Origin of the sequence: Streptomyces oryzae (assembly GCF_017676365.1) — a bacterium.
In the GTDB taxonomy this organism is placed as follows: domain Bacteria; phylum Actinomycetota; class Actinomycetes; order Streptomycetales; family Streptomycetaceae; genus Streptomyces; species Streptomyces oryzae.
Genome location: NZ_JADKMA010000289.1, coordinates 1 through 6,130, shown reverse-complemented (window position 1 = coordinate 6,130; position 6,130 = coordinate 1). Strand labels below are relative to the sequence as shown.

Annotated in this window: 7 protein-coding genes; 1 reads left to right on the top strand and 6 read right to left on the bottom strand. The window is 71.4% G+C overall.

The genetic code is table 11. From position 1 onward, the window contains the following. Window positions 1–227: 227 nt before the first annotated feature. Window positions 228–1,037 (bottom strand): hypothetical protein, encoded by an 810-nt coding sequence (locus ITI46_RS32560; RefSeq protein ID WP_209243547.1) that lies wholly within the window; start codon window positions 1,035–1,037, stop codon window positions 228–230. A 154-nt stretch (window positions 1,038–1,191) separates the two neighbouring features. On the opposite strand from ITI46_RS32560, the gene ITI46_RS32555 reads away from it, so the two are divergent. Beyond that, window positions 1,192–1,446, top strand: a complete 255-nt coding sequence (locus tag ITI46_RS32555; protein ID WP_209243546.1) for a hypothetical protein — start codon at window positions 1,192–1,194, stop codon at window positions 1,444–1,446. Window positions 1,447–1,524: 78 nt separating this feature from the next. Here the strand turns inward: ITI46_RS32555 and ITI46_RS35260 are convergent, their stop codons facing one another. From ITI46_RS35260 to cobG, 5 genes are all read right to left on the bottom strand, one after another. Then, window positions 1,525–1,917: a peptidase inhibitor family I36 protein gene (locus ITI46_RS35260; RefSeq protein WP_209243545.1), complete on the bottom strand. Its 393-nt coding sequence runs from the start codon at window positions 1,915–1,917 to the stop codon at window positions 1,525–1,527. A 175-nt stretch (window positions 1,918–2,092) separates the two neighbouring features. After that, a complete protein-coding gene (locus ITI46_RS32545) occupies window positions 2,093–2,350 on the bottom strand; it encodes a hypothetical protein (RefSeq protein ID WP_247746942.1) in 258 nt (85 codons plus the stop codon). Between the two features lie 43 nt (window positions 2,351–2,393). After that, window positions 2,394–3,959, bottom strand: coding sequence for a precorrin-2 C(20)-methyltransferase (locus ITI46_RS32540; RefSeq protein WP_307808418.1), 1,566 nt, complete (start codon window positions 3,957–3,959; stop codon window positions 2,394–2,396). A gap of 5 nt (window positions 3,960–3,964) precedes the next feature. Next, entirely contained in the window at window positions 3,965–4,591 is a 627-nt protein-coding gene (locus ITI46_RS32535) for a precorrin-8X methylmutase (RefSeq protein ID WP_209243548.1), read from the bottom strand. An 11-nt stretch (window positions 4,592–4,602) separates the two neighbouring features. After that, on the bottom strand, window positions 4,603–6,063 hold the full coding sequence (gene cobG, locus ITI46_RS32530; protein ID WP_247746940.1) for a precorrin-3B synthase: 1,461 nt from the start codon (window positions 6,061–6,063) through the stop codon (window positions 4,603–4,605). Between the last annotated feature and the right edge of the window lie 67 nt (window positions 6,064–6,130).

Here is a 6,130-nt window from a genome sequence, read left to right as displayed (position 1 = left end):
GGGGCGGGCGGCGGGCAGGTCGGCCAAGGGCGCCAGGTCGTCCTCGTCCCATTCGCCGGTATCGGCACTCCACAGACGCCGCACCAGGTCGGCGATCACCTCGCTGGTCGGCAGGGTCGTCTCGCTCGCCATCGCAGTCCGCCTTTCAACGTGATCAGTAGGCGATGATGGCAACACCGTCGGACACGTGCGGTCGGTTCCGTCTTGCTGGAGTTCTGACTGTCCGATCACCAGCGGAGCGCCAGAACCGGGTTCACCAACTCCGCCAGGACGTGAACGGTGTCGGCATCGATCCACCCGGGAAGATGGCGGAGAGCGGTGTGTGTGGCGTCGGCGGTCTGCGCTGCTGACGGGGGGCCGGGTTCGGTCAGCCACTTCTTCAAGAGGACGGCCCAGGCTTCGGGGGACGAGCCTTCGCCGGAAGGGTCGGCGGTCGCGTACGCCAGGCAGATCAGGCGTTCCGAGAGGAGCTGGGCATCGCCGGAGTCCTGCGTCCACGCCCACAGCAGCCCCGACAAGCTGTCATCGCTCGATCGATTGATGGTGGCCAGGAGCCGGAGAACGTCTCTCCGCCGATTCCATTCCCGGTCCTCGTCGAGCGCCGCGATCCAGGTGGTCACGGCTGTCGTTGCCAGTGCCTTCGCGGACGCGTCGAACCATCGGCCGGGCCACTCACCGAAGCAGGTGCCCCGGGGGCCTTCATCTACGGCATCCGCAATACGCAACAACAGATCCATGCCGGCGTCGCGCCCCCTGGTGCGTCGATCCTGTGCCAGTCGCACTAGGAAAGGCACGGCAGCGGGAGTTGCCGCCCGCATACAGAAGGTGGCTTGTACGCCATTCCACGGGACGAGGCGCTCCGCCAGTTCCGGCAGCGCCCGGGGGCAGAGGTCATCCGTCTCGGGCATCCATAACGTGCGCAGCAGCCGGGGTACCTCGCCGGTGTCGCCGCGGCAATCGAGCCTCCTGCTCCAGCCGACCGTATGCAGTCCCCTCAGCGGTCCCGAATTCGTGGAAGGGCCCTTTGCGAACGTCACTTTCGCATGCTATCGGTCACGCCGCACTGCACCCCGGCCCAAGGCCTCAAGTCCGCATCGCAAGGTGGGGCGGTGCTGATTTGATCGCCGTAAGTGGGAGTTGACGGGTGGAGGCTTGAAGCAGGCCGTCGAACGCCTTGGCTAGGCTGGCCCCATGACCAACGGGGACCTTCGCTACGGACGCTGCGGCGCGTGTGGGGGCAGCGAGGTGTACCGGGGCGAGTACGTGGCGCAGGGCGGGCTCCGTCCGTCGGGCGCGGGCGCGTTCGGGGCGAAGCAGGCGGTGTTCGACGCCTTCGTCTGCGCGGTCTGCGGTCATACGCAGCTGCATGTGCGGCTCGATGCGAGGATGTCGTCGCACATCCGGCGCAAGCTCACCTGGATACCGCCGCAACAGGGCATGGGCTGAGGCGGTGCGGTGGCGTGCGGCAACAGTTGTGCCGCACGCCACTTGGCAGCGCTGCGGCCCGATCAGGACCGGGAGGGCTTACTTCGCCGAGGACGCCTTGTCGTTGAATCCGTTGTTCCGGAAGGTCTTGTCCTCGCTCCTGGGGCGTGCGGAGTAGCCGGCGCTTCCCGAGCAGTTCTTCTTGTCGTAGAGCCGCATTCTCGTGCCCGAGCGGTTCTCCATCGAGCTCGCCTTGTTGTTGAAGGACGAGTCGATGTTCTCGCACATGTCGATGTCGTACTTGGCGTACTCGACGCCCTTGAAGTTGTCGTGCTGGTACAGGCAGAGATCGCCGATCCCGCAGGCTTCGGCGTGAGCGGTCGTGCTGAAGCCGAGGACCCCGGAAGCGGCCAGCGACAGCGCGCTGACGCCAGAGCGACGGTACGTTTCATGTGCACCCTTTCTACGGTCTTCTGCTGGTCGTTTGTGCACTGCACGGCCGCAAAGCGATCGAAGTATAGCCCGGCGCCTGCCGCTGTCGACCTCTTTTCGATCGTGAACTCGTAAGCAATAAAGGAGAGTTGAGGATAGGGGCGTCCACCCACCGGTCCCGGCGTGGACCCCACCCACACTCCATACCGTCCGGTCGGTCAGCCGCAGGGGGTGGTCAGGACGGGCAGCGCGCGGTCACCAACAGAGTGTCGGCAGGACGCGGACCGTCCCCGCCGAGCAGCACGTCCACGGCGATCCGCGTGAGCCCGGCCTGGTCGAGGAGCTTGGTCCATACGTGTTCCTGGAGCACCCAGCGGCGCAGCGAGGCCGTCTCGCCGTCCGGCCTCTTTGCGGGGATGTCGGCGTGCCGGACGTCGGGCTGGGCGGGTGAGGCGTTGATGGCGTCGACGCGGGCCGGTCGGTGGTGGGCCACCGGCAGCCCGCAGTGGACGGTCAGAGGCGCCCCCGGAGCGCGCTCACCCCTCCGGATACCGCCGCGGCGTCCACACATACGCCGTACCGTCCGGTCGGTTAGCCGTCCGGGTCTGTGAGGAGCCGACGATCAGCAGCGTGCGCATGTCCACCTGGGCGGGGTCCAGTTCGGCGAGGGGGACGATGCGGACGCGTTCGCTGGCGCCGCCCACGTCGCGGGCGACCACGACCGGGGTGTCCGGGGCGCGGTGCTCCAGGAGCACTTCGCGGGCCTTGCCGACCTGCCAGGTGCGGCTGCGGGAGCCGGGGTTGTAGAGGGCGAGCACCAGGTCGGCCGCGGCTGCGGCGCGCAGGCGTTCGGCGATGACCTCCCAGGGCTTGAGACGGTCGGAGAGGGAGAGCACCGCGTAGTCGTGGCCCAGCGGCGCGCCCGCGCGGGCGGCTGCCGCGTTGGCGGCGGTCACGCCGGGCAGTACGCGTACGGGAACGTTGGCGTACGCCTCCTGGTCGGCGGCCTCCAGTACGGCCGTCGCCATCGCGAAGACGCCGGGGTCGCCGCCGGAGACGACGGCCACCCGCCGCCCGCGCCGGGCCAGCTCCAGGGCGAACTCGGCGCGTTCGGCCTCCACCCGGTTGTCGGAGCCGTGCCGCCGCTGGCCGGGCCGTGCGGGCACACGGTCCAGATAAGTGGTGTAGCCGACCAGATCGTCGGCCGCTGCCAGCGCGCCCCGCGTCTCGGGGGTGAGCCACAGCGGCCCGGCGGGTCCGGTGCCGACGACCACCACTTCGCCCAGGGGGCCGCCTTCCCCCTCGGAGGCCGCAGCGTCCGCCTTGCCCGCCTTGCCCACCTTGCTCGGCAGCACCGCCACCGAGAAGTACGGCACCGAGTCCGGCTCGACGTCCGCGACCCGCCCGGTGCGCTCGCCCTCCATGGTGGCCCGCTCGACGTAGCGGGCCTCCTCCAGCCGCCCGGAACGCTCCAGCGCGCGGCGCACCTTGGGGAACGTACGCCCCAGCTTCATCACGGCCACCGCGTCGCTGGAGGCGAGACGCGCGGTCAGCTCCTCCTCCGGGAGCGTGCCGGGCAGTACGGTCAGCGCCTCCTCGGCCTCGGACAGCGGGGTGCCCAGCCGGGCGGCGGCGGCGCTCACCGACGTCACACCGGGGATGACCTCGGTCGGATACCGATGCGCCAGCCGCTTGTGCATATGCATGTAGGAGCCGTAGAAGAGCGGGTCGCCCTCGGCGAGTACGGCCACCGTGCGCCCCGCGTCCAGATGCGCGGCCAGCCGCGCCGACGCCTCGGCGTAGAACTCCTCCAGTGCGCCGCGGTAGCCGCCGGGGTGGTCGGTGGACTCCGTCGTGACGGGGTAGACCAGCGCCTCCTCGACATGGTCGGCGCGCAGGTGGCGGGCCGCGATGGAGCGGGCGATGGAGCGGCCGTGCCGGGCGCTGTGGTACGCGACGACGTCCGCCTCCGCGATCGCCTCGACGGCGCGTACGGTCATCAGCGAGGGGTCACCTGGCCCCAGCCCCACGCCGATCAGTCGGCCGGTTCCCGCGCTCTCGGCCACGTCGTCGCCGCCCCTCACTCGATCGGTGCCGGTCACCTGGCTCACTCCTCCTCACTCGCAATGGCGTTGAGCGCGGACACGGCCAGCGCGCTGCCGCCGCGTCGGCCGTGGACGACCAGATGCTCCAGCCCGGACGGATGCCCGGCCAGCGCCTGCTTGGATTCGACGGCGCCGACGAACCCGACCGGCACCCCTATGACGGCCGCCGGCCGCGGCGCCCCCTCCTCCACCATTTCCAGCAGCCGGAACAGCGCGGTGGGCGCATTGCCGATGGCGACGACGGAGCCTTCGAGACGGTCGCGCCACAGTTCGAGCGCCGCGGCGGTGCGGGTCGTCCCCAGCTTCGCGGCGAGCTCCGGGACGGCGGGGTCGGCGAGCGTGCAGACCACCTCGTTGCCGGCGGGCAGGCGCTTGCGGGTGACGCCGCTGGCGATCATGGCGACGTCGCAGAGGATGGGAGCGCCCGCGCGCAGGGCCGCGCGGGCCCGCTCGACGACGCGCGGGGTGTAGGCAAGATCCCGTACGAGGTCGACCATGCCGCAGGCGTGGATCATCCGCACCGCAACTTGGCTGACATCGGCGGGCAGCCCGGCCAGATCCGCCTCCGCGCGGATGGTGGCAAAGGACTGCCGGTAGATGGCAGCGCCGTCCTTCTCGTACTCGAACACTGTGCTCTCGCTCATCGTGAGTGGGCCGTCGTCGTGGGGTGCGGATCGTCGGTGGACCGCGGGTCGCGTGCCGCCGCCACGGTGGCGGCGAGCTCTGAGTGCGGGGCGTGAAGCGCATGTGGGGAGAGGGGTACGGGATGCACGTCGCCGGTGCCGCGTACGACGGTCACCCCGTAACCGTCCGTACCCGCGACGACCTCCACCCGGTCGCCGCGCGGATGTCCGCAACGGCGCTCGCAGCCGGACCAGTACACGGGCAGGGCGCGTGCCCCGTCCACGCTGCCGCTGGTCGCCGCCGCGGCGGCGTCGGCCCGTACGTCCGTCAGCGACTTGGCGCAGCCCGGCCGCCCGGCGCAGGCGCCCACGCCGCGCCAGGGGGAGGCCGGATCGGTCACCAGCCCGGCGTCGTCCAGCGCGGCAAGCGCCGCGGGCGCCCGCTCGGGAGGGAGACCCGGCACGACGACCCCGCGCCACGGGGTCAGCCGCAGTTCGCCGCTTCCTTCCTGCTCGGCGGTACGGGCGAGCAGCGTCCACTGGTGGCCCGTCAGCCGGCCGAGAGGGGCGAGAACGGAGAGCGCGGTGGCCGGTCCGGTGGGCGCGGGGATGAGACCGGGCGCCGGTCCATGGGCACTCAGGGGCGGAAGCGGCGGAGATGGGAGTATCTGCTGTATCTGCCCGGTTTTGCCGAGCCGTTGGGCGATACGGTGAGCCAACTCACCACCGGTGATCGGCAGCTCGCCGACCCGCCAGGCCCGTACGCCGCACTGCCGCGCGGCTTCGAGGAAGACCTCGGCGGCGGTCACGGCGGCAGCAGCGGCGGATGCGGCGGATGCCTCGGATGCGGCGGCCTGAGTGTCGGCAGGGTCGGCGATGTGGAGCGCTCCGGCGTCGTCGTCCGCCCCGACGCGGAGCAGCGTGCCGCCCTCCCGTACGGCGACCAACGTCACATCGGCGCCGAGCGCCGCCACGTCGCCGCGGCCGTCGTCCACCGCGAACAGAAAGCGCCCCGATAGTTCGCTTGCTTCTTCGCTCCCGCACAGTCGCCGGTCCAACTCGGCGAGCCGGTCCCTGATGTCAAGGTGCCCGTGGCCGTCCAGCCCCGACAGCGGCGAGGCCACGATGTTGCGGACCCGCTCGTGTGCGGGGGAGGGCAGCAGTCCCGCGCCGTCCAGCAGCTGCGCCAGCCGGACGCCGGAGTCCTCGGCCAGGCCCCGTAGTTGGAGGTTGCCTCGCGAGGTCAGGTGCAGGTCACCGTCCCCGAGACGCTGTGCGGCCTCGCCGAGCGCGGCGGCCTGTGCGGCTTGGAGAACCCCGCCGGGTACCCGGATCCGGGCCAGCCCGCCGTCGTCGGCCTGGTGCAGCCGCAGCGCCCCCGGGCAGGCGTCGTTCCGCTGCCGCGGAGCCGCGTTGCTGATTGCGGCAGCAAGCGGGGCGGGTTGCGCCGGGCGCGGGTGGATGGAGGGCGTGGCCATGCCGGGGAGCATACCGACCGCCCGGTGAGGGCTTGCCCGATGCCGTTGCCCCCGCCTACCCGCCCGC